This window comes from Shewanella sp. Koi 1, from assembly GCF_052907445.1.
In genome coordinates, this window is record NZ_JBREJM010000001.1 from 1,983,071 (window position 1) to 2,005,904 (window position 22,834).

22 protein-coding genes and 1 pseudogene are annotated in these 22,834 nt (G+C 47.8%); 14 read left to right on the forward strand and 9 right to left on the reverse strand.

The features are described 5' to 3' along the window. Positions 1-206: 206 nt before the first annotated feature. The 4 genes from ACUZ8J_RS08750 to ACUZ8J_RS08765 form a co-directional block, all read right to left on the reverse strand. Positions 207-380 carry a hypothetical protein gene (locus tag ACUZ8J_RS08750; RefSeq protein WP_023265706.1) on the reverse strand — a complete coding sequence of 58 codons (174 nt, stop codon included), beginning with the start codon at positions 378-380 and terminating at the stop codon, positions 207-209. 534 nt (positions 381-914) lie between these two features. Then, positions 915-1,610 (reverse strand): ChrR family anti-sigma-E factor, encoded by a 696-nt coding sequence (locus ACUZ8J_RS08755; protein WP_086904384.1) that lies wholly within the window; start codon positions 1,608-1,610, stop codon positions 915-917. Further along, positions 1,603-2,271 carry a sigma-70 family RNA polymerase sigma factor gene (locus tag ACUZ8J_RS08760; protein WP_446693598.1) on the reverse strand — a complete coding sequence of 223 codons (669 nt, stop codon included), beginning with the start codon at positions 2,269-2,271 and terminating at the stop codon, positions 1,603-1,605. Before ACUZ8J_RS08760 ends, ACUZ8J_RS08755 begins: the two co-directional genes overlap by 8 nt. Positions 2,272-2,387: 116 nt before the next feature. After that, positions 2,388-2,945, reverse strand: coding sequence for an LON peptidase substrate-binding domain-containing protein (locus ACUZ8J_RS08765; protein WP_279768880.1), 558 nt, complete (start codon positions 2,943-2,945; stop codon positions 2,388-2,390). Positions 2,946-3,041: 96 nt separating this feature from the next. Between ACUZ8J_RS08765 and ACUZ8J_RS08770 the strand changes: the two genes are divergently transcribed. Continuing rightward, positions 3,042-3,656, forward strand: coding sequence for a class I SAM-dependent methyltransferase (locus ACUZ8J_RS08770; protein WP_446693599.1), 615 nt, complete (start codon positions 3,042-3,044; stop codon positions 3,654-3,656). Positions 3,657-3,857: 201 nt separating this feature from the next. Beyond that, positions 3,858-4,802 (forward strand): chemotaxis protein CheV, encoded by a 945-nt coding sequence (locus tag ACUZ8J_RS08775; RefSeq protein WP_011717385.1) that lies wholly within the window; start codon positions 3,858-3,860, stop codon positions 4,800-4,802. Positions 4,803-4,980: 178 nt separating this feature from the next. Here ACUZ8J_RS08775 and ACUZ8J_RS08780 read toward each other — a convergent pair whose 3' ends face one another. Further along, entirely contained in the window at positions 4,981-5,622 is a 642-nt protein-coding gene (locus tag ACUZ8J_RS08780) for a hypothetical protein (RefSeq protein ID WP_446693600.1), read from the reverse strand. Positions 5,623-5,679: 57 nt separating this feature from the next. Continuing rightward, positions 5,680-6,039, reverse strand: a complete 360-nt coding sequence (locus tag ACUZ8J_RS08785; RefSeq protein WP_011072081.1) for a DUF2750 domain-containing protein — start codon at positions 6,037-6,039, stop codon at positions 5,680-5,682. Between the two features lie 424 nt (positions 6,040-6,463). Here ACUZ8J_RS08785 and ACUZ8J_RS08790 point away from each other — a divergent pair. Further along, positions 6,464-7,737 (forward strand): annotated as a pseudogene (locus tag ACUZ8J_RS08790) (lytic murein transglycosylase). A gap of 208 nt (positions 7,738-7,945) precedes the next feature. Then, positions 7,946-8,434, forward strand: coding sequence for an FKBP-type peptidyl-prolyl cis-trans isomerase (locus tag ACUZ8J_RS08795; protein ID WP_011623029.1), 489 nt, complete (start codon positions 7,946-7,948; stop codon positions 8,432-8,434). Between the two features lie 262 nt (positions 8,435-8,696). Here ACUZ8J_RS08795 and ACUZ8J_RS08800 read toward each other — a convergent pair whose 3' ends face one another. Continuing rightward, positions 8,697-10,625: a M1 family metallopeptidase gene (locus tag ACUZ8J_RS08800; protein WP_446693601.1), complete on the reverse strand. Its 1,929-nt coding sequence runs from the start codon at positions 10,623-10,625 to the stop codon at positions 8,697-8,699. Between the two features lie 386 nt (positions 10,626-11,011). On the opposite strand from ACUZ8J_RS08800, the gene ACUZ8J_RS08805 reads away from it, so the two are divergent. The 3 genes from ACUZ8J_RS08805 (at position 11,012) to ushA (ending at position 14,043) form a co-directional block, all read left to right on the forward strand. Beyond that, positions 11,012-11,239 carry a DUF3389 domain-containing protein gene (locus ACUZ8J_RS08805; protein WP_039977262.1) on the forward strand — a complete coding sequence of 76 codons (228 nt, stop codon included), beginning with the start codon at positions 11,012-11,014 and terminating at the stop codon, positions 11,237-11,239. Between the two features lie 52 nt (positions 11,240-11,291). Then, complete coding sequence (locus ACUZ8J_RS08810) at positions 11,292-11,957, forward strand: alpha/beta hydrolase (RefSeq protein WP_446693602.1); 666 nt, start codon at positions 11,292-11,294, stop codon at positions 11,955-11,957. A 364-nt stretch (positions 11,958-12,321) separates the two neighbouring features. After that, entirely contained in the window at positions 12,322-14,043 is a 1,722-nt protein-coding gene (gene ushA, locus ACUZ8J_RS08815; RefSeq protein WP_446693603.1) for a bifunctional UDP-sugar hydrolase/5'-nucleotidase UshA, read from the forward strand. 93 nt (positions 14,044-14,136) lie between these two features. Here the strand turns inward: ushA and ACUZ8J_RS08820 are convergent, their stop codons facing one another. Together ACUZ8J_RS08820 and ACUZ8J_RS08825 are read right to left on the reverse strand one after the other, a co-directional pair. Beyond that, complete coding sequence (locus tag ACUZ8J_RS08820; RefSeq protein WP_011717378.1) at positions 14,137-14,496, reverse strand: TraR/DksA C4-type zinc finger protein; 360 nt, start codon at positions 14,494-14,496, stop codon at positions 14,137-14,139. Positions 14,497-14,659: 163 nt separating this feature from the next. Beyond that, a complete protein-coding gene (locus ACUZ8J_RS08825; protein ID WP_446693604.1) occupies positions 14,660-15,607 on the reverse strand; it encodes a tRNA-dihydrouridine synthase in 948 nt (315 codons plus the stop codon). 259 nt (positions 15,608-15,866) lie between these two features. On the opposite strand from ACUZ8J_RS08825, the gene ACUZ8J_RS08830 reads away from it, so the two are divergent. The 7 genes from ACUZ8J_RS08830 to dnaX all read left to right on the forward strand — a co-directional run bounded on the left by ACUZ8J_RS08830 (position 15,867) and on the right by dnaX (position 22,777). Then, on the forward strand, positions 15,867-16,298 hold the full coding sequence (locus tag ACUZ8J_RS08830; RefSeq protein ID WP_086904622.1) for an HvfA family oxazolone/thioamide-modified RiPP metallophore: 432 nt from the start codon (positions 15,867-15,869) through the stop codon (positions 16,296-16,298). Between the two features lie 142 nt (positions 16,299-16,440). Next, a complete protein-coding gene (locus tag ACUZ8J_RS08835; RefSeq protein ID WP_446693605.1) occupies positions 16,441-17,280 on the forward strand; it encodes an HvfB family MNIO-type RiPP peptide maturase in 840 nt (279 codons plus the stop codon). After that, positions 17,280-18,020 (forward strand): HvfC family RiPP maturation protein, encoded by a 741-nt coding sequence (locus tag ACUZ8J_RS08840; RefSeq protein WP_446693606.1) that lies wholly within the window; start codon positions 17,280-17,282, stop codon positions 18,018-18,020. The genes ACUZ8J_RS08835 and ACUZ8J_RS08840 overlap by 1 nt, the downstream gene beginning before the upstream one ends. 156 nt (positions 18,021-18,176) lie before the next feature. After that, positions 18,177-18,299, forward strand: a complete 123-nt coding sequence (locus ACUZ8J_RS08845; RefSeq protein WP_011623018.1) for a hypothetical protein — start codon at positions 18,177-18,179, stop codon at positions 18,297-18,299. Positions 18,300-18,399: 100 nt separating this feature from the next. After that, a complete protein-coding gene (locus tag ACUZ8J_RS08850; protein WP_011626436.1) occupies positions 18,400-18,768 on the forward strand; it encodes a YbaN family protein in 369 nt (122 codons plus the stop codon). Between the two features lie 181 nt (positions 18,769-18,949). Beyond that, positions 18,950-19,501 (forward strand): adenine phosphoribosyltransferase, encoded by a 552-nt coding sequence (gene apt / locus ACUZ8J_RS08855; protein ID WP_011623016.1) that lies wholly within the window; start codon positions 18,950-18,952, stop codon positions 19,499-19,501. Positions 19,502-19,630: 129 nt separating this feature from the next. Beyond that, positions 19,631-22,777 carry a DNA polymerase III subunit gamma/tau gene (gene dnaX, locus ACUZ8J_RS08860; RefSeq protein ID WP_446693607.1) on the forward strand — a complete coding sequence of 1,049 codons (3,147 nt, stop codon included), beginning with the start codon at positions 19,631-19,633 and terminating at the stop codon, positions 22,775-22,777. The last annotated feature ends 57 nt before the right edge of the window (positions 22,778-22,834 follow it).

Below are 22,834 nucleotides of genomic sequence, written 5' to 3' on the forward strand. Positions count from 1 at the left end.
TAGTGGAATACACATTTGGTTCGGCACGTATCTGTGTGAGCTAGATACCGCCTGAACCAAACGAGTTCGTCATTCGACGTAAGGGGATAGCAAATCGTGATATTGGGCTATCTATTTCGGTCATTAGGTTTCGGTATGGCGAGGAAAATGGGAACCGAATAAACCTAAACACCGTTTTTAGTACTCTAAGGAGTACACAATCAGACTTATTTATTTGCCGACAATAGCCATTTCATAAAGTTTAAGGCTTCGGTACGCTTTGAAAAAGTCTGCTTGTTTTTACCTTGTCTATCGGTAAAAGCAATGGATGTTTTGTTAACTGAAATAGAGTCTACAGGGAAGTTCACTGTGATTTCATGTCCGTTAATTTTGTATGACATAGGCCACACTCCTTTTAATTCAATTCACCCTTAGGTGAGTAAGTTGTAACAATAAAATATCCTTAGCATAATTGCGAAAGATGATACCAATGAGTCTTGAGGTTACCCATTCCATGATCATTAATCAAGAGATGCCTTATTGATAACTAATGCATATCAGCGATTATGTCAATGGAATATCTCAATTAGCCCAGTTGACCATAGCAAAGTGACAATACTATGACATGGGTTTAATTAAATAGTTCACTGTTTTTGAGTCGATGCAGAAAATCACTAACTCATTATTTTTGTGGGACTTACTTGTAGTAGGCTTTCTTCGTGAGGATCGTGTTTGTCATTGCTTGCGCGAATGTACAAATCGATATAAAAAGGATAACGACAAGATACTTCTCAAAACGGCGGGCAGTATAACAGCAAAATTCCCGCTGGCAAGTTTATTTTTTACTCAGCGGGAAAAAGGCTTGTTGGTATTTTGTTGTAAATTTGCGTTTATCGGTTATTCACTCTGCCAGCTTATTTTAAATGTCAGCGAGATTAATAAATCAGCTCACCAATGGGATTCAATAATTTACTGAGCCCTTTGGTAAAATATAACGGCGCATCTAAAACTGTGTAGCAGAGGCAGCCTGACTGGGTCTTAGGTGAATGATGTGTGTTGCCATCTAAGATGATGAAATCGCCGGGAACATACTGCCCGTTGAGGTCCGAAAATTCCCCCGCCAATAATAGGGTCAGCTCGTATCCCTTATGGGTGTGCTGCGGGATTTCACCTAAGGCGTCGATATGTAATAGGCTGGCGCGGGTATGGCTTTCATCCACATCGAAACGCATTCGGCTGACTTTACCAATCTGCTGCCATGGATGAGCAATATGTTGGCGAAATACTGTCGGGATCTCATAGCGAACATGCTTATGATTAAGGGAAACCGTCGCTTTGGCGGGATAGTCGCTTTCAGCTGGCGTTGCTTCGGGCAAGTCCATAATATGCGACAACATTTGCTGCCAAGCGTCGTCTTGTGCTGAATCGGTTTCGTTGATTAAAGCTTGTTCAGTGATGTTGCTCGGCGCTAAAAAGGCCTGTTCTGCAGCTTGTTCAGTAAAGCGGCTAACTTGCGATTGGCATTCGTGGCAAAGGGCACAATGGGCCGCAATGGCAATTGACATAGACAACGGCAGCTCGCCTTGAGCATGGGCTAACAGCAAATCGGTATGGGGATGATGTTTAATCATGTTGCGTCTCCAAAAAGCTTTTCAGCTTTTCTAACCCCAATCTGAGTCGCGATTTTATCGTACCAATCGGGACTTTTAAGGCATCGGCTAATTCTTGTTGCGTGAGTTCTTGCATATAGATCCCTTGAACCACTTGGCGTTGAGGCAGGGGCAAAGCATCTAAGTGCGCGAGTAGCTTGGCGGTGAGTTTATGATCTGGGCCGCCTTCTTGACTGACGGCCACATCGTAAATAGGCCAAATATCATCTCCGAAGGCATCTTCACGGTTATGTTGGATGCGCCTAAGCATGTCGAAACACTGGTTGCGCATAATGGTAAATACCCAAGTCGCCACCGAGCCTTTGTCGGCATTGTACAAATGGGCTTTGGTCCACACTAAGGACATGGTTTCTTGCACCAGATCCATGGCCAGCCCTTGCTGATTTAAGCGTTGCAGACCGAATGCACGAATTTTGGGCATAAAATGGCTGAACAATTCTGCAAAGGCGGCTTTATCCCGTTGATTTGCGACTCTGATAATGGCGCGCGTCAAAGGATCCGCATCTGTGATTGGCTCATTAGCAGTTGAAATAGTGCTATCGTTTTCCATAGCCATATCGATAGGGGATGATAACTGCCTATCATAGCGATTTTGCGCTAAATGTGATTGAAAATTTTCCATTATTGAGCTCTTTACTTAAGGTTCAATCCAGTCTGAACATCACAAAAGATGGTACGTCAGGGCTGACAGTCGATAAGCATACAGAGCAATACGTAGTGCGCGGGAAGTTGGATCACTCAAGCGGATTGAATGACAGTATGTAATAAGTCCTGTGTCAGTTGATGATCTAACGCATTGATGCAAGAGTATTTCTCTGCTGCTTGCACTGGCAGAATTTCTAACCAGCGTTGGCACACCCAAGCGATATCTTCAAATTGTTCCACCTGATAATGTTGCAGGTGCTGGGGGAACTCCTTGAGTATGTTTTGCAGCATCTCACTCAAGTAACGCTCATTGTCTTCAATCGGTGTACTCGGCCAATTATCGATAAGCTTCACCTCGGCGCGTTTTAATCCGTCCGACTCTATGCTGATATCGCCGAATGTGAAGCGTTGTTTTCCTTGAATGCTGATTCCGAGCATTCCATCGGGTAAGGTTTCAAAATCGATGATATGCACCAGCGTTCCGATGGGATAAAGGGTTTTGCCATCTTCCGATGTCATACACAGGCCAAAGCCATCCGCCGATTTTAGGGATTCAGCGACTAAGCGTTTATACCTAGGTTCAAAAATGCGCAACTGAGTATATCCCTCTGGTAATAAACAGATTGGCAAAGGAAAAAGAGGTAATTTCATAGTGGCCTCAAGTGAACTTATGTCTATATCATTACGTACCATATACAGAATTTGATCAGTGTACCAAGCAATAACCGATTCATTTAAGGGGATGAGATGAAGTTAAATCCATTCGAGAAAAAGTTAGTCCAGCATCCGCTGCGTTTTTGGTTGCAAAACCATGTTGAAGCGCCATTACTGACATCTATGATGCCCAAACCTCTTCCTTATCTACGTCACGCCCTCGAAATTGGTTGTGGTTTTGGTAACGGAGTTCAGCTGATCCGCGATCATTTTGGGGCCGAGCAAGTGACGGCCGTCGATCTTGATCCTGAGATGGTCGCAGCCGCTAAAGCGCGCTGGCATGATTCACCCCATGGGTTAAGCCAATTGGCATTCAGTGTTGCCGATGCTACTGCATTGCCTTTTGCAAATGCCCAGTTTGATGTGGTGTTCAATTTCGCCGTGTTTCACCATATTCCCGATTGGCAAGCGGCGGTTGCCGAGGTGGCAAGGGTGCTAAAACCCAACGGTTACTTTGTGGTGGAAGATTTATACCGCGCCGCCATTTGCAATCCCTTGAGTCGACGGTTGTTTGAGCATCCACAACAGAATCGATTTAACCATCAAGAATGGTTAACAGGACTGAGCCAAGGGGGATTTGAGATCCTCTGCGAGAGAAATCTTCTCAATCTTTCGGGCATGCTGTTGGCCCAAAAACGCATGGCATAAAGGGGATAAATTGCGGCGATAGCCGTAAGCGAATCATTTATTTATTGGGGCGCTTGCGAAGGATAAAGGATTGCCGAGTGATTGTAATTTTTAGATAAAATCGACTTATCGCATGGTTCTCATGGTGAGTTTACCGCTATAATTTAGCTTAATCCGTCACTGGTGAGGAAAGCTGTTCCTCCAAAGTAGAGAAGTCGCATTATGGCAAACGTGCTTGCAACCGTAGATCAACGAACCAAACTCGTCGGTGAAAATCGGCTCGAACTGCTGCTGTTTCGAATTAACTCTACCCAGTTATTTGCGATTAACGTCTTTAAAGTCAAAGAAGTCGTCAAGTTACCGCCATTAAATTCTATGCCCGGTAGTCATCCCCATATTTTTGGGGTGGCGAATATTCGCGGCATGTCGATTCCCGTGATTGATTTGCGTTCGGCTATCGGTTTTAAACCCGTGCCTCCGGGAGATGATGCCAATATGATCATCACCGAATATAACCGCAGTGTGCAGGGCTTCTTAGTCGGTAAGGTAGAGCACATTATCAACATGACCTGGAGCGATATTATGCCGCCGCCTAAAACGGCTGGGCGTAATAATTACCTCACGGCCATCACCCGCATTGAATACCAAGGTCAGTCGCAACTGGTGTCGATTATCGATGTCGAGAAGGTATTAGCGGAAATCGTCCATTACGATATTCGTCTCTCCGAAGGGGTGTTAGATGAGAGCCTGTTAGACAAGATGCCCGGTAAGAAGGTGTTGATTGTCGATGACTCTTCAACCGCAAGGCGCCAAGTGCGCGAGACCTTAGGCCAACTCGGGATTGAAATTATCGAAGCCTCCGATGGCTTGCAGGCATTGCATTTACTGCAAAAATGGCGCGATGAAGGCAAGAATGTCGCCCAAGAGCTTTTGATGATGATAACCGATGCCGAAATGCCGGAGATGGACGGCTACAAACTGACCTATGAAGTGCGTAACGATAAGGCCATGTCGGACTTATTTATCACCTTAAATACTTCACTCAGTGGCAGCTTTAATAATGCAATGGTCGAAAAGGTAGGCTGCGACAGGTTTATTTCTAAGTTCCAGCCCGACTTGTTGGTAGAAGTGGTGCAGGACAGATTAAAACAAGTTATTGGCAAATAACGCCACTGATTTAACCGATTATTCAATAACAGGTTTGAACCCCATAGGCCGCCCTAGCAACCTGCGATTGGCGGCCTTGTTATTTTCAGTACTCGATTTGAGTATTTCACTTGTGACTCGTACTATTGTCGTAACTCGGGTTATTTGCAGTGATGTAGACGACTTACCGCGATACGGTTTATTGGCTGAGTTCGGCTTTAACATCGGCAAGGACTTGGCGCTTCATCTCTTTGGCTGCGGCGATATGGATCCGCGCAAGCCTTAGGGCATAGTTAAATCTCTGCCTACCGACTAATCGGATAAGCTCGGCAAAAAATACTGGATCCAAGCAGAATTGTTGGCTGTAGTAGTGAATAGCCGCGGGTAAAGAGGTGTAAGTCACCCCATCAAACTCAAAGCGGGTACTGTCTAACTGGCATTCGAGTTCGACCCCTTCAAGCTGTATCGGCCAGCCCGGAAAGTTAATCCTGTCGCGGGCGATTTGATACATCATCCAAGCGCTTTTTTTAAAACCTTCAAACACTTTGCAGGAAAATTCAGACTCGGCTAGCTCTTCCTCTGTCCAATTAATCCCAATGGCTAAGTGCTTGGCATAAATGCTCATAAGGGCATCTTTAACCGCCACACGGCAATCCCAGATAGAGGTTAAGGTATGTTTTTGGGCCAATTTTAAGCATTCAGCGCAGCAAGGGACGGCCAATGCTGGGTGGGGCGTGTGTGACTCGGCTTGATAATCCAATCGGTCTTTGCAGGGCTCGCCGCAAAACCAACAGAGGTGACGTTTATCGAAGGGAATGTCGATACAAGGGAAAGCGGACATCAAGAGCTAAATACCTCAGCCCTTGATGCCTTAAACTTGCTGTTTGGGTTGATGGAATTAAACCTCTTCAACATCAACTAAATCTTTCGCCAGAACGATAGGATCTAACTCTAAGCAGTCTTCATCGCTCTGCCAATCAACACCAATCAACACACCATCATCGTTAAGATCCGATACCCAGTACTCGAGGAATTCTTCGAGGCTAATGGCCACCGCTTGGTAGTCTTTCCATTCTTCGGTGCAGTGAGATTTCGCCTGCGCTTCACTCGACCATAAAGGCATAACATCAGTATCTTCGAACTCGCCCGAGTCACAAACGACCCAGCCTTCGCCAGTTTCATCCATCAAACCCCAGAGTGTTTGATGTTCTTTTACGTTTTCGATAAAGCCAGCCAACGCCGCGTTGATTTCAGTCATGATAGGTCTCTTTGAAGTATGCTGTTAACTTGTCCATTATACGGCAACGGATAGATAGTCCAAGGGATTCTTTGCTAAGATTTTTTCGCTGTTGGTTAACTGAGCAATAAGTGAATTTATCTGGCGATTTGTGGTGATAAGCATTGTGTTAGCGGGCGCTATGGGTCAGGATGTGCCGAGCAGAGGCACCGATAATGATGAGTGATTGTTGGTGAGTATCTGGCTCGATTTTCTGGGGGAGAAAATAATTTCGTGGATGTTTGGCCGTTGCCCTGTTTGTTGTCCCATCAACACAGCGGCAACCTGTTTATGGCTAAATATCGTATCTCTCTTGGCTTGGGGTTATTCACCTCTTGCCTCGCTCAGCTAAGATAAACTCTTAGCACTGACTGTAGGAGTAATTGATTTGATCAAACTGAAAGGAATGTCCTATCTTGCCGCCAGTATCGCCGCGTGTGTGAGCTTAAGTGCGTGCTCGAGCGCGCCAACCTCGAGCGGTAATAGTCAAACCGCGATCGCCGAGACGCAGGCCGCCGTGCAAGAAATGCCACTCAGTGACACCATCGCCGCCCATGCCGCGGCATTTCCGACCTGTGTGGCTAACCTACAGGAGCGCGCACGTACCGAAGGCTTATCCGAAGCCACCATCCAAGACACAGTTGCTAGTTTGCAGTTTGTGCCTAAAGTGATTGAGCTTGACCAAGCTCAGCCCGAGTTTAGTCAAACCTTCAACAACTATTTTACCAAGCGGGCGACCGATTGGCGGGTGAATGAAGGCCGCCGTTTACTGAAAAAACACCGCGCGCTGCTCGATAAATTGGCGCAGGAATACGGTGTACCACCACAATATATTCTGTCTTTCTGGGGACTTGAGACTAACTACGGTTCCTACAAAGGCAAAATGTCCGTGTTAGATTCCCTTGCTACCTTGGCCTGTGAGCCGCGTCGCAGTGGCTATTTTACGACTGAGCTGATGCAAGCGCTTAAGTTAAAAGAAAAATACGGCTTTGATAAGAGCACTATGGTGGGCTCTTGGGCCGGCGCCATGGGGCACACCCAGTTTATGCCCTCGGCCTATGCAAAATATGCCATCGATGGGGATGGCGACGGTAAGGCCGATTTGTGGAATAGCACCGAAGATGCACTCACTTCGGCGGCGAATTTTTTGCAGCACTTAGGCTGGCAACGCAATGAGCGTTGGGGGCGTGAAGTGATATTGCCGCGCAATTTCAACTATGAAAACCTTGGCGCTAAACAGGCGCAGCCGCTATCCCAATGGGCGGCGCAATCCGTAGTGCAAAGTAATGGACTGCCTTTACCCGCTATCGATATGAAGGCGGCGCTGTATTTGCCCTCGGGTCATACTGGTCCCGCGTTTTAGGCTATGAAAACTTCAATGTGATCATGCGTTGGAACCGCTCTGAGTTTTACGCCATTACCGTTGGTCATTTGGCCGATAGAATTAATGGTGGCGAACCATTAAAAGTGGCACCGCCCGAGCAGCCACGTTTGAGTCGTGAGCAAATCAAACAGTTACAAACCAAGTTGAATGAATCAGGCTTCGATGTCGGTAAACCCGACGGCGTACTTGGGCGTAACTCTTCGGCGGGGATCCAAGCATTCCAGCGCAGTAAGAATATGATTGCCGACGGTTTCCCAAGCCATGAAGTCTTTAGCGCATTGGGGATTTCGCTCTAAAGTCTTTACGTAGTGTCGTACTGCCTGCGAATATTGCCGCAAGTGGCCTATGGTTTACTCAACCTATGCCACTTTAGACGCTGTGCTTGCTGATCCGCAGCCGCTTAAGCGTTGGTGATGTATCGCAGGGATAAAACAGTGGAGTGCAAAGGCCAGTTTTGTTAAGCTCGGCCGACATTTGAAATCGAAGCAAATCAAAGGATATTCGATGAGCATTAAAGACGATATGGTTGTGCAGTTTAACTACACCCTGCGCGACGAAAAAGGCGAAGTGATCGAGACGAACGAAGGTCGCGAGCCGATTGCTTACTTACACGGCCATGACAACATGATGCCAGGTGTTGAGAATGCGATTAATGGTAAAGCAATTGGTGAAAAGTTCACTGTTACTCTGCCATGCACTGAAACCTATGGTCAACGTATCGAAGGTGAAGCGGCGCAGCAACGTGTGTCTGTGAAGCACCTGTTAGGCGCTAGCGTGTGGAAGCCAGGCATGACGGCTGTGGTTCACACTGATCAGGGTCAACGTCAAGTGACTATCGTCAAAGTGGGTAAGTTTATGGCGACTGTGGATGTTAACCATCCATTAGCGGGCCGTGACTTAACCTTCGATATCGAAGTGGTTGGTGCCCGTGATGCGACCGATGAAGAAATCGCCCACGGTCATGCCCACGGTGTAGGCGGTCACCACCACTAATCTGTGTGGTTCTCCCATCAATATTCTGCTACAGCAGGGGTGCTCGGGAGTAATGACCAGATAAGTAAACAAAAGCCCAAACCTAGGTTTGGGCTTTTTTGTGCGCTAATGCTTTGTTTTGCAAGCCATGTTTTGTAATCAAAGTCTCGTACTCAACATCGTGGTTTTTGGTGCAAAGGATTCACCGCTAAACTTATGCCCTCTTTTCAGGGAGAGGCTTGAGCACAGGCTATCCTGCGCCAATCCCAAACATGCACACCGCTTAATGAACATGCTCCATCGGTTTATCACTAAACATCATATCGAGACTCGCTTGGGTCTGAGGGTGGTAACCACTGCGAGCCGCCAAGTAAACGGTTTTTGCCCAGTCATAGTGCTCGCTGCTCGCCAGTTTTTGATATAAAGGCACAATCAGTCTGCGCCGGCCAATCTCGGTTAAATGTTGTTTCAGTGCCGGCAAGACACTGTAGTAACCGTTATCGAGGGCGAGGGCATACCAAGCAAAGGCGATTTCATTATTGTGGGTGCCAGTAAAATGAAAGGCCTTATCTAACTCGGCTAATTGCTGCTCAGTGAGATTTAGCCTTGGCATTTCATTAATAAAGCGTAGCCATTGATGCACTGTCCAGCCCTGAGTGTTTAGGGCGCTGGCGGCACGTTTGCCTTCTAACCACGCTTGGCGCTGGGCATCAATATCATCGAAGGCGTGTGAGTTGGGTGGCACTAAAAAGCTGGGTAAACCTTGTCCCTTCACCCAAGTATCCACTTCGGACTCGCTGACGATATTGGGATATTTTTGCAATAACTGCTGCGTGAGGTAATTGCGGAACTGCTCCGTGGTAATGCTTTGAAACGCAAAGTGATCGAAGTAGCTTTTCACAAAGGTGTCGAACCGCTCGCGGCCAAATTTTTGCTCGAGGAAGCGCAAAAATAATTGTCCTTTCACATAGGGGACGCCGCTAAAGGCATCGTCGGGATCGCGCTCGCCTAAGTCAATATGCAGTACAGAATCACCGGCGGGCAACTCGGCTAATTCGGCCAATAGCTCAGAGTAACCAATGGTTTGCTCCATCAGGGCGCGGTCGCGGCCATAGAGATCTTCCATAATGCGGTTTTCCACATAAGTGGTAAAACCTTCGTTAAGCCAGAGATCGCGCCAGGTGGCGTTAGTGACTAAATTGCCCGACCAAGAATGGGCCAGCTCGTGGGCGATTAAGCTCACTAGGCTTTTATCTCCTGCGATCACCGTGGGGGTAATAAAGGATAATCGCGGGTTTTCCATCCCGCCGAAGGGAAAACTCGGCGGAAGGATCAGTAAATCGTATCGACCCCAACGGTAATCGCCGTAGCGTTTGGCGGCGATGGCAATCATCTCCGGCGTATCGGCAAATTCTTTGCTGGCCTTGTCGAGCATTTCGGGCTCGGCCCAAATGCCTGAGGTGTCGTCTAAGGCGGCAAATTGCAGGTGTCCTGCGGCAATGGCAATCAAGTAAGCAGGAATCGCCTGCCGCATAGTGAATTGGGTTTGCGTCGCAGACACGCTCTCTCGGTCGGCACTCATCACGACACTAATGCCTTGCTTGGCTGTGACGGTGGCGCTGTAGGTTTGGCGCACTGCGGGCGTATCTTGCAGAGGGATCCAGCTTCTGGCATGGATGGCTTGGCTCTGGCTAAACATAAATGGCCATTGCTTACCTTGGGTTTGCTCTGGGGTGAGCCATTGAATGCCTGATGGATTCTTGGATGTATGATAATTAATTTTGACCTTGGCGACTCGTTCTTGAGGCAGATTGATGGTGAGTGCGGCGCCTTTGACCTTATCGGTCGCACCTAAACTAAAGGGCACGGATTGCCATTGGCCATTTGCATTTAACATGCTGACACTGTTAATCGTCAGGTCACGGGTATCGAGCACGAGTAGTTTTCCGGCCTGATGCCAATCCAGCTCGAGAATCGCATCCCCCGCGAGTTGCTGCTGCGCAAAATCTACCTTTAATGCCAATGCGATGTGATGAATGCTCACTTGCTGGTAATTGGCAAAGGTCAGCTCATCGGTGACAGAGTGCATTTGGCTTGCAGTGGTGCTTGCCAGGTTGGTATTCGGTAAGGTATTGGCCGCATTGGCATACTGTACTAATGGCAGCAGCATTAAGAGTGCGCTGCTAATGAGGGTACGACGGGATAAAAACATATAACCACCCAGTGTTGTGATTCTTGTTATGGTGTAAAACGCGTTAGCCGTGAGCGGGCTGTCATCGCTGATGCGGGATTTTACTCGAACTGCTCTGGTTTGGGGCAATTTAGCTGACACTAAAATGTAATTAAACTTTATCTAGACTCTCGGATTGCCTTGCTAAAACGCAGGGTTAACAGCCTATGCCGAGTGCGCAGGACTTGAGGTAAGCGCACTCAATACCGAGCGATGTAGATTTGCTGTCGATGTGTAAATCTAAGCTTTTTCAACCTATGGCGTGTCTGTCATCAGCGGTAATGCGAGTTTAAAAGTTCATCCTTAGCGATATAACTTTGCTATTATGGCGCGTTTTAAGAGTGGTTCATCACGAGAGCGGAATTGCTATGCTAGTGGAATTTTCTCAGGGTAAGTTGATTGCCACTGAATTTGAAGTGCAGATCCGGCTGAACATGGCCAATGTGGTGCTTCAAGCTGCGGCCGAAGACATCAGCCTTAGGCTGGAGCCGCCAATGATCATCGCCAATGGCGGTGGCGTGCGTTGGAGCATTAAATTAGATAACACCAACCAGCTCGACGCATTGCAAGCTCTCCTTGGTATTGATTATCTGTAAAACGCTCGCAGGGCGAGCATAATAACTTTTGATTTATAAGGGATTTGTCAGTATGACACTTGAACGTATTGTGATTGAGCCTCAAGTTAAGGCGACGGCTGCGGTGATTTGGTTACACGGTTTAGGGGACTCGGGCGCAGGATTTGCACCTGTGGTTCCAGCATTAGGCTTGCCAGCGGGACACTGCATTCGCTTTATCTTCCCCCATGCGCCAGAGCAAGCGGTGACCATCAACGGCGGTTACATTATGCGCGCTTGGTATGACATTAAAAGCATGGATTTGCACGATAGAGCCGATATGCAGGGCGTGATGGCCTCGGAGCTGAGTGTACAGGCCTTGATTGACGAACAAATCGCCGCGGGGATCCCCAGTGAGCGCATCGTCTTAGCCGGATTTAGCCAAGGTGGGGTGATGAGTTTATTTACCGGATTACGTTATCCCAAAAAACTCGCAGGCATTATGGCGCTGTCCTGTTATTTACCGACGGGTGATGTATTACCCAGCCAATTAAGTGCAGCCAATGCGAAAACGCCTATTTTACATCAGCACGGTGAACAGGATGATGTAGTGCCATTATCCGCAGGTTTATTAGCGAAAGACGCGTTAATGGCCGGAGGATATTCGGTGCAATGGCAAACCTACCCGATGCCGCATTCGGTTATCCCGGTACAATTAAAAGCAATAAGCACTTGGTTACAACAGTGTTTTGAAATGTAGAAAAATCTAAATGCTGATAAAAACACCATGCGGTAAATTAAATTTTGGCTGCATGGTGTTTTATATAGAGAACAATCCATTATATTGCCAGCGCTATCTAAGTTGCTTAAATTAAAGCGTTAAATCTTTTCTTTTTAAATGCCTTCCCCATTTAATTGTGAAATACAAAATAAGTCGTTTAGCTTATTTTTTATTTGAAACAAATCTGTCTTAAAACTCATTAAAGATCCCACATTAAAGTCACGTTTATTAATAAAAATGACACAATTCGTCTTTACTCTTTGTTATTATGCGTGGCGCGAGAGTCGATGGTACTCGCACAATCTATCTATGATAAAATAATTAAAATCAAGGGGTTGATGTAATGACAAATAAGCTTATTAAAGGATTAATTGCGACTGCAGTGCTTGCTGCGCTAGCAGGTTGTAATAGTGATGATGATAATACTAAAGTACCAACAACCTGTGCCGAAGCGGGCAGCGCTTGTAAAACATTTACCGTATTACACACCAACGATAACCATGGCCGTTTCTGGGAAAACAGTGATGGCGAATATGGTATGGCGGCTCGTAAAGCCCTAGTCGATCAAATTCGTGCTGAAGTCAGCAAGAATGGCGGCCAAACATTATTATTGTCTGGCGGTGATATTAACACCGGCGTACCAGAATCTGATTTACAAGATGCGATTCCTGACTTTACTGGTATGAACAAAATTGGTTACGACGCAATGGCAGTTGGTAACCATGAATTCGATAACCCATTATCTGTTTTAGATATGCAGCGTCGTTTAGCCGAATTCCCAATGCTGGCGGCAAACATTTACCGTAAAAACGCTGAGGGTGGTCAAGGTGAGCGTTATTTCGAGCCTTACAAAGTGTTCGATATTAACGGTCTTAAAGTGGCTGTGATTGGTTTAACCACCGAAGACACTGCAAAAATTGGTAACCCAGAATTTATCAGCGATTTGATTTTCACCGATCCTAAAGTGGAAGTGGCGAAAGTTATCAAAGAAATTAAAGACGCCAAAGCGGCTGATGTGATCTTCGCAACGACTCACATGGGTCACTATGCCGATGGTCAAAACGGTAGCAACGCTCCTGGCGACGTCGCAATGGCGCGTGCGTTAACTAAAGGCGACTTACAAGTTGTTATCGGTGGTCACTCACAAAACCCAGTGTGTATGGAACCGGGTACTGACAACAAGTCTTACGCCGACTTCAAACCTGGTGATGATTGCGCGCCAGACCAACAAAACGGCACTTGGATCATGCAAGCCCACGAATGGGGTAAGTATGTTGGCCGTGCGGATTTCGAATACTTCAATGGCGAACTGCACTTAGCTAGCTACAAGCTGATCCCTGTGAACATGCGTAAGCTGGACGAAGCAGGCAAGAAAACCACTGAGCTGGCTGGCACTAAGATTGAGCCAGATGCTGAGTTAAAAGAGCTGCTGTCTTACTACCAAGAGAAAGGCCAAGCTAAGTTAGACGAAGTGATTGCGACTACCGATGCGTTGCTCGACGGTGAACGTGCAAACGTACGTAACAAGCAAACCAACTTAGGCCGTATGTTAGCCATGGCGCAAAGCGGTAAAGTGTCTGCTGACTTTGGTGTAATGAACTCAGGTGGTGTGCGCGCTTCTATCCAAGCGGGCGACATTACTTACCGTGACGTGCTGACGGTTCAACCTTTCGGCAACATGGTGACCCTGAACGAAATGACAGGTACTGAAGTCGCGGCTTACTTAGGCGCTGTGGGCAGTATCCAAATCGGTTCGGGTGGTTATGCGCAGATCACTGGCGTGAAAATGACCATCGACTGTGTGGCTAAGACGGCTAATATCAGTGAAATCAACGGCAAAGAGTTCAGCGCAACGGCAAACTATAAGTTCACCGTACCTAGCTTTAACGCTGCAGGTGGTGACGGTTATCCAAAACTGGCTAGCCCAATCCAAACAGGTTATGTGGATGCGGACTTACTCTATTCATTCCTGAAAGAGAAACAAGCTATCGTTGCTGCAGACTACAACCCAGTGGGCGACATTGTTTACGAAAACTCAAACAGTGTTGAAGGCTGTCAGCTGTAATCACACGCGATAAATTATCGTAAAAAATGCCACTCATTTGAGTGGCATTTTTATTGGTGAACTGACTGAGTGAACAGATAAAGTCTTAAGCTGTTAATGGCTTAGTCTAAGCTCATGGCGATGCTCATGCTGATAATGCTCGGCGCAGCTGCTGCAACGTTGCTCGGTGGGATCTTGAGTTAAACGCTCGGCTTCGATTTCGGTTTCGCAATCTGAGCATAGGCCATATAAGCCTAAGTCGAGTTGACAGAAGGCGGCATCGAGGCGGTTTAAACGACAAAATAGCGGATGTTCTGCGAGGTGACTCTGTGCCAGGCGGTCAATTAACTCGCCTAAGCTGAGATTGGCATAATGCGCCCCAAGTATTTCAATAAACTGAGGGAGCGCGCCGATTTCCTTCCTTAGATTAGCTTCAAGCTCTGACAATTCTTGTCTGATATGGGTGGTGCTCACGTAAAATCGCCTGTTTTATCTGACTCTGGACATTCAGTCTAATAGTTCCACTATCAACGACTATGATAAAGATCAAGTATCTGTCCGATTTGCAGGGATTTAGTGGTGTTTTAAATAAAAATTCACCACTTTCTCATGGGATTATCCTATGCGCTTTACGTGGCTATTCGCCAAGGCGTTGCTGCGCCTCTTCCAGCACTCGCACAATTTCCTCTGTGGTCTTATAGATGCGTAGCTCCCTAAACAGGGTGTCTGCCTCGGGGTATTGGCGATTCAAATAACTAAACCACTGCTTAATTCGCGCCGGATAATAATCACTTTTACGGCCGCTTAGCTCGCGTTGGGTGTAGCTTAGCATCAAGCCTAAGGTATCAGCCCAGCTGTAAGGCGCCGCGCCAGCCTTAATCGTGTCGGCAAGATTGGGTAGCGAAATGGCGCCGCGACCTATCATAATACTGTCGCAGCCCGTCACCGCCATACAACGCTCGGCATCTTCGCGGTTCCAAATCTCACCATTAGCAATCACTGGAATGGGCAAACGCTCGCGCACTTCGGTGATGTATTCCCAGTAGGCGGGCGGTTTGTAACCATCGACCTTACTGCGGGCATGGATAGCCAGCTCAGTCGCGCCTGCTTCATAAACGGCCAGCGCATTTTCCATAAACAGGGATTTGTCTTCGTAGCCTAACCGAATTTTCGCCGTCACTGGATGCTCGGCGGGCACGGCTTGGCGCATGGCGCGCACAATGTCGTGAATCGTATTAGGGTATTGCAGCAACACCGCGCCGCCATTACTGCGGTTCACCATCTTAGCGGGGCAACCAAAGTTTGCATCAACGCCGTGGGAGCCAAGCTCAATCGCGCGCATCGCGTTTTCGGCCATGCAGTTGGGCTCTTGCCCTAAAAGCTGTACACGAACCGGCGTGCCCGAGGGGGTAAAGCCGCCTTTGAGCAGTTCTGGGCAGAGTTTGAGAAACACTTTTTCGGGTAAGAGTTGGTCAACCACGCGCACAAATTCGGTGACGAGCAAATCGTAGGGATTAATTGAAGACAAAATATCTCGCATTAAGTCGTCAACCACGCCTTCCATCGGAGCCAAAATTACGCGCACTGCAACAAACCCATATCCAGTTTCAAAGGGCGTGCATTCTATCCTATTGGACTGTGGTTACAAAGCATTGCGAGGGAAGGGTAAGAGCTGTTTTTGGGGATTTTTACGACTAAATTCTGTTTCCTATCAGCATATTTTGATTATTTCTGTGATTTGGTGATATTTTTTGAAATGAAACCGAGATGGGGCGGGTCTTTTGCAGTAAGCCAGCTACAACACTGTTGTTGGCCACCATTCATCAAATAAAAGGAAGAAATATATGAAGTCTGTTAAGCAAACAGCCGTTGCAGTTGCGTTAGGTACAGTGGTGGTCGGTTCTGCGTTCGCCGTGAATGCGCAAACCAACCCATTCGGATTTGAAACCATGGAAGCGGGTTATCAAATCGTCGGTTCAGAAGGTAAATGCGGCGAAGGCAAATGTGGTGGCGATATGAAAAAAGCCGCAGCCGAAAAAGCCAAAGAAGGTAAATGTGGCGAAGCCAAATGTGGCGCTGATATGAAAAAAGCCGCAGCCGATAAAGCCCACGAAGGCAAATGCGGTGAAGCTAAATGTGGCGCCGACATGAAAAAAGCCGCAGCCGATAAAGCCCACGAAGGTAAATGTGGTGAAGCTAAATGCGGTGGCGATATGAAGAAAACCGCTGAAAAAGTCGAAGCTAAGGCCGATGCAGTCAAAAAAGAAATGAAATAAGCGCGAGTCGATACTATCGAGCTTCAGCTCTACACTTGGCCAGCCTCAGCTGGCCTTTGTTTAGCAGCATTCGAGTGTGGGCTTGCCAGAACGAAAAGGTAATCTCGACACGTCAACACGCCCTAGGTAAGAGGTGAAAGCAATGCAAGAGAGTGGATTGGTTGGATTAGGCTTACGGCGTGAAATGCTCAGTGAGTTTTGCCAAGCGCTGCCAACGGCTATCGATTTTTTAGAGGTCGCCCCTGAAAACTGGATGACGCTCGGTGGAAAATACGGCAAGCAATTTAGGCAGCTTACTGAGCAACATACTTTTTTCTGCCATGGTCTATCACTCTCTATCGGCAGTCCAGCCCCCTTAGATTTGGAATTTGTCCGCCAAGTGAAGGCGTTTATGGATCTGCACCAAATCGACGTCTATTCGGAGCATTTAAGTTATTGCTCGGGTGGTGGTCATTTATACGATCTCATGCCCATTCCCTTTACCTATGACGCCGTTAAGCATGTGGCGAGGCGGGTAAAACAGGTAGAGGATATTTTAGAGCGGCCTTTGATCCTCGAGAATATTTCCTTTTATGCCGCGCCGAGCGCGCAGATGAGTGAGCAGGCGTTTTTGACCGCAGTGTTAGAAGAGGCCGACTGTAAGCTGCTGTTAGATGTGAATAATATCTATGTGAACTCGGTAAATCATCAATACGATGCCGAGGCTTATTTAAAGGCCATGCCAACGGAGCGCATCGCCTATTTGCATATCGCAGGGCATTACCAACAGTCTGAAACCTTGCTGATCGACACCCATGGCCGCGACATCAACGATCCGGTTTGGGCACTGTTGGATAAGTGCTATGCCCAGCATGGCGTCTTGCCGACACTGCTCGAGCGTGACTTTAATCTGCCTGAAACGGTGCAGTTATTGGATGAGATTAATCAAATCCATGCCTATCAAGCGCGGGCGAAAAATCGTTTAGACAAGAGGATTGCCTGATGGATTTTACGCAAGTACAACAGTCTTTTATCGATTATATTCGCGATCCCCAAAATCCTGTGCCGAGCGGTGTGCCCTTTGAGCGGATGCAGGTTTATCGAGAGCTATTCTTTAATAATGTGATGGGCTTTGTGTCTAATGCCTTTCCCGTTCTTAAAAGTCTTTATAGCCATGCACAGTGGCAAGCCTTAGTGCAGGCTTTTTTCAGTCAACATGATTGTAAGTCCCCAATTTTTATTGATATTGCAGGAGAATTTTTACAATTCCTGCAATTTGAATATTCACCAGCAGAAAGTGATCCGCCCTTTATGTTGGAGCTGGCGCACTATGAATGGCTCGAGCTGCGAGTGGCAACGGCGCAACAAGTTGACCAGCAAGAGAGACTGTCCAGCGCAGATATTTTGCAGCGTAATTTGTGTTTAGCGGCAACGGCGAGTGTGGCCCAGTACCAATATCCTGTGCAGCAGATCCGCCAAGATTATCGCCCGACAGCGCCGCTGCCGCAGCCAGTGTTTTTTTGCCTCTATCAGGATGAGGCGGGCGAGGTGGGTTTCTTGCAATTAACACCGTTAAGTGCGCAAGTGCTGGGATATTTGGTAGAACAAGGGCAGAGTCGCCTCGATGACATACTGAACTGGTTGCAAGGGATTTATCCGCAAATGCAACCGGAGATCTTAACCCAAGGCTGTATTCAGTTACTCGAACAGCTCGCCGTTAAAGGGATAGTGCGCGGAATTTAAGCTGCATGTTGCTAAAATCAGCAAAATAAATGCAATAACCTTACATAAAAAGGGTTTTTGTTGATTTGACAAACCGCTACAATGGCGCCCGTTTTGTGATCTTAATCACTGTACGATTCCTGCGCACTTATCTTTGCACACATTTGAGGAGCTGTAATGAGCAGTCAGCCATTTAAAGACCCATTTAACTTTATGTATTTTATTGGTTTTATTTTAGTCTTACTGTTGCCGACGCTACCAGCAAGCCTGACTTGGTTAAAGCAATTAGGCTTAATTTAAGCAGGTTTTAATCTCAAATTGAGTATACTACTGGCCACTCTTTGAGTGGCTTTTGTTTTTCAGGTTTGAGGCATCTACATACTATGATCATTTACAAACTATGATATTGAAACGCGGTTTGTTTTTATTGATAGGTTGCTTGGCGTTGGGCCTTGGACTGCTGGGTATCGTATTGCCTCTACTACCGACTGTGCCGTTTATTCTATTGGCGGCTTTTTGTTTTGCCCGCTCAAGCGAGCGCTTACACCAGTGGTTGATGACACACCCTTGGTTTGCCGATGCGCTGACCCAATGGCAACAACACAGGGCGATGCGCCCCGGCCTTAAACGCCGAGCGATGTTGCTCACGGGACTCAGTTTTAGCGTTAGCATTCTGGTGGTCCCGATAGTATGGGTGAAGTTGCTGCTGCTCACCATGGCTTGCGGATTACTTTGGTATCTTAAAACCATTCCTGAAATCGAATCCTAAGCACATTTGATCTAAGGCACAAATTGGTAACCAATTCGTCACTTGAATACGCTGCTTATTGCAACTCAAACCAAAGCGGCATAAGCTTTGTGCGAATTATTAAAGCTCGTCCACACTCGCTGTGGACGTTTTGTTTTTACCGCCAGCAGTTACGCGTGGCGAAACGATTAAGTTAAATTAAATGGCTATGAATACAGAAACCTTATCCTTGATAAAGCAAAGCATTAAAACGATTCCTAATTATCCTAAGGAAGGGATTCTATTTCGCGATGTGACCAGTCTGCTGGAAAATGCCGCAGCCTATAAAGCGACTATCGATTTATTAGTTGAGCAATATCGCAATAAAGGCTTTACCAAGATTGTGGGCACCGAAGCCCGTGGTTTCTTGTTTGGTGCGCCTTTAGCACTGGAATTAGGCATTGGTTTTGTGCCTGTTCGTAAGCCAGGTAAGTTGCCACGTGCGACCATTAGCCAAAGCTATGAGCTGGAATATGGCCACGATAGCCTTGAAATCCATACCGATGCGATTACCGCGAATGACAAAGTATTGGTGGTTGACGATTTGCTGGCCACTGGCGGCACTATCGAAGCCACAGTCAAACTTATCCGCCAACTGGGTGGTGAAGTGCAAGATGCGGCCTTTGTGATTTCATTACCCGATCTCGGTGGCGAAGCCCGTTTAACGGCCTTAGGTCTTGAGTTGGTTAAACTTTGTGAGTTTGAAGGCGAATAATTCTTCAGCCAAAGGCGCCTAGGGATAGTTTAATGGCATGTCGTTAATTGACATGTTATCTTGCAACTATCTCGGGGCGCGATCCCCTTTTTTGTACCAACATTCTTGTCATGCGCATTGGGGAGTTCCATGTCATATCAGGTGTTAGCCAGAAAATGGCGCCCTGCCACATTCGAACAGATGGTCGGCCAAAGCCACGTGTTGCACGCGCTCACGAATGCGTTAACGCAACAACGTTTACACCATGCTTATCTTTTTACGGGTACACGCGGTGTGGGCAAGACCAGTTTGGCGCGCCTGTTCGCCAAAGGCCTCAACTGTGAAAAGGGCGTAACGGCTTCCCCCTGTGGTGTGTGTGGCAGCTGTGTCGAAATTGCCCAAGGCCGCTTTGTTGACTTGATCGAAGTCGATGCCGCCTCGCGCACTAAAGTCGATGACACCCGTGAACTCTTAGATAATGTGCAATATCGCCCGACCCGTGGCCGTTTTAAGGTCTACCTGATTGACGAAGTGCACATGCTCTCCCGCAGCAGTTTTAATGCGCTGCTAAAAACCCTCGAAGAACCGCCAGAGCATGTGAAATTTTTACTGGCGACGACCGATCCGCAAAAGCTGCCGGTGACTGTGTTATCCCGCTGTCTGCAATTTAATTTAAAGAGCTTAACCCAGCAGGAAATTGGCACTCAGCTTCAGCATATTTTAACCCAAGAGCAATTACCCTTTGAGCACGAAGCCTTAACTCTGCTCGCCAAAGCGGCCAATGGCAGTATGCGCGATGCCTTAAGTTTGACCGATCAGGCCATTGCCTTTGGTGGTGGCACGGTAATGCTCAACCAAGTGCAATCTATGCTGGGCAGCATCGATGAGCAGCATGTGCTGCACTTACTCAAAGCCTTAACTGATGCCGATATTGGGGCTTTAATGCAAAGCTGCGCACAGGTGCTCGCCTATGGCGCGGACGCCCAAGAAGTGCTGCGCAGTTTACTGGAATTATTGCATCAAATTACCCTGACGCAATTTGCACCTGCCGCCGCGCAGCAATCCCTTTATAGCGCACAAATCCAGGCCTTTGCCGAGCAGTTAGCACCGGAACAAGTGCAGCTGTATTACCAGATTTTACTGACTGGCCGTAAAGACTTACCCCATGCGCCGGATCCTAAATCGGGCCTCGAAATGGCGTTGCTCCGAGCGGTGGCATTTGTTCCCGAAAAGCCCGTGAAACGTTGGCAGGTTGAAGACGCTGCTAAGGTGAGTTTGCCAGCTCAGCAGCCAATGTCAGCGACGCCCGCACCAAATATGCCCGCGGCGGAACTAGCAGTAAATCAAGCAGTGGCTGAAAAAAAAACTCCGCTAACCGCAGAGCGTGACTCACAGGCTCTGCCACAAGCTGCAATCTCTGAGTCTATGGCTCAATCTCAGGAATCTTCAGCTTTTCAAGCCGAAGCCGCGCAGCAAGCTGTATCCGAGGATGCTTTAGTTGACGAGGATGCACTTGATGAAGAATCTACACTCAACGCCGCATTGATTGCCGAGCAGCAAGTGATCTTAAGTCAAGCCCAAAGCCAAGGCTTTGGCGCAAGTACCGAGACGGTATCGCGTACTGAGGCCGTCTTAATTTCAGAATCAAGCCCTGAATCGAACTCAGTATCTACGCCTGCATCGAATCTTTATGCTGAGCATAATCAAGCGGCGATGGTGGATCCCGAAAGCTCTGGCCAGAAACCTTCTCCTGCGGTGTTAACAGAACCCGTTGCCTTATCTCATGATGATATCGAGGACGATACTCAAGCGAGTGTTAATCAGAGTGCAGATGCGCTAGCGCCAGATGAATATTCTGCAGAGGATTTCGGACAATACGATTATGCCGCCGCGCCGCTCGATGCCTATCAGGATGATTATTCGCAATTTATAGCTGAGGAGCAGGGCGGGTTCTCTGGCATGGAAGATAGCTCCTTGATGAGCGACAGTGCTCAGTCTATCGACCACACGGATGTTGTGCATGAGTCCGCCGCTGACCCCAAATCGCCGTCTTTTGCCGACAATTCAGCTTCAACAACACCTCCGGTTTCAACAGCTACAGTGTCCCTCGAGGATGACGATATTTTATCGGCGGTATTAGCAGCGCGCGACTCCTTACTCTCCGATCTCGATGCGCTCAGCACCAAGGATGGTGATGGAAAAAAGCAGGCAGCGGAAGTTAAGCTTAAAACTCCGAGCCAGAGTGCGCATTCCGCGCCAGTCTCTAACACGACTTCACATAACACGTCCTCAGTTGATGCATCTATCGAGCCGCAAGTCGCTAAAAACGCGTCTGATAACGACTTTGAGCTGCCCTTTGATGATGATTTCGAGGCCGAGCTCCTTCTTGAGTCACAGTCAAATGTTACGCCAACTCAGCCGCTTGATCCGAACGATCGCCCGCCATGGGAAGAGGCGCCCGTCGCGGCGATGGATGATGCCAATGCGTCGGCTGCAAGTGTTAACCTACAGACTGAAACCCCTGTCGCGCCGCAAACAGCTGTTGAGGATTTAGGCGCTGCGCCCGTCGCCGCTCAAACATCGCCAACGGATAACGAGCCGACACGGGTTGTGCAAGCGTTAGAGCAAGCGGCAGTACAAGACAGCGAGCCTGCTGCGCAAAGCCTTGAGCTGAATTCGACGCCGCAGCCTCAGGCGCAGGAACTTACACAACCAAAAACTCAACCACAAACTCAGCAGCTAATTCAGCAACCGATTCAGCAGTTAACTCAGCAACCAGCATCGGTGCAGTCACAGCCAAATAAGACGGTACAACCAACGTCATCCACCGCATTAACGCTGGCGCAATCGATTACCGGTCATCCCTTAGACTTGCACTGGTATAAGCTTATGGCGAGCCTAGAGATTGGCGGCCGTGTGCGTCAGTTGGCGGTAAACTCGATTTGTCAGCTGCAGGCTAACCCCTTGCCGTTGCTGCTTAAACCCGACCAAAAACACTTGGCGGCGCCCGTGGCGATTGAGCAGCTCGAGCAGGCATTGACAGCCGCATTGGGGAACCCGAGGCAGGTTGAGGTGGTCATAGGAAGCGATCCTTCGCGCGAAACGCCCTTAGAGATGCGCAAACGTTTTCACCAAGAGTTACTGCAACAGGCACGTCAATCGCTAATGATGGACGATAATGTGCAATGGTTGATTAACCGTTTTGGTGCCGAGCTGGATCAGGATACCTTACTTTATCCACCAGAGTTGTTAGCTCAGCGTAGTGGGCTCATTCCCGCACTGCCTGAGCCCGAGTAATATTTCCTCTGTGCATATGCTGCGTGGAGTGGCAGAGTTTGTTAAAAACTCGCTATC

Bases quoted from the DNA above. Each gene is read 5' to 3' on its own strand.
- ACUZ8J_RS08750 (WP_023265706.1), bottom strand. From the start codon at position 380: ATGTCATACAAAATTAACGGACATGAAATCACAGTGAACTTCCCTGTA.
- ACUZ8J_RS08755 (WP_086904384.1), bottom strand. From the start codon at position 1,610: ATGATTAAACATCATCCCCATACCGATTTGCTGTTAGCCCATGCTCAA.
- ACUZ8J_RS08760 (WP_446693598.1), bottom strand. From the start codon at position 2,271: ATGGAAAATTTTCAATCACATTTAGCGCAAAATCGCTATGATAGGCAG.
- ACUZ8J_RS08765 (WP_279768880.1), bottom strand. From the start codon at position 2,945: ATGAAATTACCTCTTTTTCCTTTGCCAATCTGTTTATTACCAGAGGGA.
- ACUZ8J_RS08770 (WP_446693599.1), top strand. From the start codon at position 3,042: ATGAAGTTAAATCCATTCGAGAAAAAGTTAGTCCAGCATCCGCTGCGT.
- ACUZ8J_RS08775 (WP_011717385.1), top strand. From the start codon at position 3,858: ATGGCAAACGTGCTTGCAACCGTAGATCAACGAACCAAACTCGTCGGT.
- ACUZ8J_RS08780 (WP_446693600.1), bottom strand. From the start codon at position 5,622: ATGTCCGCTTTCCCTTGTATCGACATTCCCTTCGATAAACGTCACCTC.
- ACUZ8J_RS08785 (WP_011072081.1), bottom strand. From the start codon at position 6,039: ATGACTGAAATCAACGCGGCGTTGGCTGGCTTTATCGAAAACGTAAAA.
- ACUZ8J_RS08795 (WP_011623029.1), top strand. From the start codon at position 7,946: ATGAGCATTAAAGACGATATGGTTGTGCAGTTTAACTACACCCTGCGC.
- ACUZ8J_RS08800 (WP_446693601.1), bottom strand. From the start codon at position 10,625: ATGTTTTTATCCCGTCGTACCCTCATTAGCAGCGCACTCTTAATGCTG.
- ACUZ8J_RS08805 (WP_039977262.1), top strand. From the start codon at position 11,012: ATGCTAGTGGAATTTTCTCAGGGTAAGTTGATTGCCACTGAATTTGAA.
- ACUZ8J_RS08810 (WP_446693602.1), top strand. From the start codon at position 11,292: ATGACACTTGAACGTATTGTGATTGAGCCTCAAGTTAAGGCGACGGCT.
- ushA (WP_446693603.1), top strand. From the start codon at position 12,322: ATGACAAATAAGCTTATTAAAGGATTAATTGCGACTGCAGTGCTTGCT.
- ACUZ8J_RS08830 (WP_086904622.1), top strand. From the start codon at position 15,867: ATGAAGTCTGTTAAGCAAACAGCCGTTGCAGTTGCGTTAGGTACAGTG.
- ACUZ8J_RS08835 (WP_446693605.1), top strand. From the start codon at position 16,441: ATGCAAGAGAGTGGATTGGTTGGATTAGGCTTACGGCGTGAAATGCTC.
- ACUZ8J_RS08840 (WP_446693606.1), top strand. From the start codon at position 17,280: ATGGATTTTACGCAAGTACAACAGTCTTTTATCGATTATATTCGCGAT.
- ACUZ8J_RS08845 (WP_011623018.1), top strand. From the start codon at position 18,177: ATGAGCAGTCAGCCATTTAAAGACCCATTTAACTTTATGTATTTTATT.
- ACUZ8J_RS08850 (WP_011626436.1), top strand. From the start codon at position 18,400: ATGATATTGAAACGCGGTTTGTTTTTATTGATAGGTTGCTTGGCGTTG.
- apt (WP_011623016.1), top strand. From the start codon at position 18,950: ATGGCTATGAATACAGAAACCTTATCCTTGATAAAGCAAAGCATTAAA.
- dnaX (WP_446693607.1), top strand. From the start codon at position 19,631: ATGTCATATCAGGTGTTAGCCAGAAAATGGCGCCCTGCCACATTCGAA.